Source organism: Raineya orbicola, assembly GCF_002843425.1.
In the GTDB taxonomy this organism is placed as follows: domain Bacteria; phylum Bacteroidota; class Bacteroidia; order Cytophagales; family Thermonemataceae; genus Raineya; species Raineya orbicola.
The window spans coordinates 1-1,879 of sequence record NZ_NKXO01000081.1 but is presented as its reverse complement, the minus strand read 5'-3'; the positions used below and the strand labels follow the sequence as shown (position 1 = coordinate 1,879).

Sequence of the window (1,879 nt, the reverse complement as noted above, 5' to 3'; positions counted from 1 at the left end):
AGAGGTAATTGACTCATATGATTAAATATTTAAAAAGTACAACTCAAAGTTAATCATTTTTTCAATTACCCTAAGTTTTTTTATTTAAATCCCTTGAAAACAATAAGTTAGACTTATAATTCACGTTAAAAAATAATAAGTTCCTCACTTGGAAAGAATATACACTGAAATACAAAGAAGCTATTGATAAAGAAGTTGCAAGACTCAAAGCCAAAAAGGGAACAACTGTGTATAATTCATACTTTAAAATAGATAATGCAGAAATTATCTACCCCCAAGCACAAACAGGTTTAGGTTTGGAATTTTAAAGAAAACAAAAACACTTTTTTTCAAAAGTATTGACGTTAAGTTGATACTTTTTTGATTTGTTTTTCGTACTATTTGTATGTTTTCAAAATATTTCTTTCTGCCTTTTTTTCTTTTCGTATTCCAAAACGTTTGGGTATTTTCTCAAACCATCAAGGGAACTATAAAAAATGGAAAAGGCGAGAAAATTATTGCTGCCAGTGTCATCATTCGCGATTCGGTGGGGGCTGAAGACATTCGGGAATTTACGATAGCTCGTAATGGCGAATATGCCATCGTTTTACAAGAAAAATATGAGCGTTTAATTCTTGAGATTGCCGCCAATGGCTATTCCAAAGACTATGTAGAACTAAAAAATCTACAAAAAGATGCTACTTACATACGCGATTTTGTGTTGCTTCCCGAAGAACAAATCGAGGAAATCACGATTACAGCCGAAAAAGAATCGTTCTCGGTCAATGAAGATACCACCAAATTTGATGTAAAAGGTTATTCGGACGGCACAGAACGCAAGATTCAAGATATAATCAAAAAACTTCCCGGCGTACAAGTAAACGAAAAAACCGGTGAAATCAAATACAAAAATAAGTCTATTGAAACCATTAAGTTAGATGGTGATGATTTGTTTGGAGCAAATTACAGCATTGGCTCTCGCAATATCAATGTCAATATGGTAGAGCAAATACAAGCTATTGAGAATTATTCGGAAAATCCACTGCTCAAAGGCATAGAAAATAGCGACAAAGTAATTCTTAATCTCAAACTCAAAAAAGGCATAAATGTTTCAGGAGATATTGATTTTGGTAATGGCTTGATGATAGAAAAACGATTTGCTCGTGATGTGAGTGGTACAATTTTGGCTGTTACAAAAAAATATAAGTCTTTTGGCAGTTTATCGTACAACAACATAGGCGTCAATCAAACGCCTTTCAATTATTTTGATAGCTACAATTACAATCCCGAACAACTCAAAGAAAAAGATTTTTTCGCCCAAAAACTTATTCCCGAATATGGTTTTTCTTCGGTTTTAGAAGAAAGACGTGTAAATATCAACCAAACTTTATTTGGAAGCTACAATCAAACTTTCAAATTAGGGAATAAAACGAATGTAAAAAGCGGACTTTATTATATTTCCGATAACATTCAATCCGTTCAGGAATTTCTAGGTAACATTCGCCTTATTTCCGAAAATATACAAACTTCTGACCTCAACCAAATCAGCAAACGCCCCACCTCGTATAGCGGAGATGTATATGTGAAATCAAATACTTCCACAAAATCATTATTAGAGTACAAATTTAGTTTCAAACAAGAAAATATTTTCACGAAAACCAATTTATTGCAAAACAACCTCAATCGTTTTGAATCAGAGCTATACTCCAAAGATTTTTTTTATAAACAAGCTTTCAGTCCTCCGACAAAATTTTTAGTTTGAAAAAGTAAAAACAATATGACCGCCAAGTTATGAATTAGTGGATATTGACGGCGTTTAATTTAACAAAATTAAGAAAGATTTCATCATTAAGAAAATCCTTATTGTTTTTTTGTGAGGTATAAAAAAAATACTTATAGC

General features: G+C 32.1%; 1 protein-coding gene. It reads left to right on the top strand.

Going from position 1 to position 1,879, the window contains the following annotated elements:
- The first annotated feature begins 385 nt into the window (after nt 1-385).
- Nucleotides 386-1,741, top strand: a complete 1,356-nt coding sequence (locus Rain11_RS13650) for a carboxypeptidase regulatory-like domain-containing protein (RefSeq protein WP_101359923.1) — start codon at nt 386-388, stop codon at nt 1,739-1,741.
- Nucleotides 1,742-1,879 lie beyond the last annotated feature (138 nt).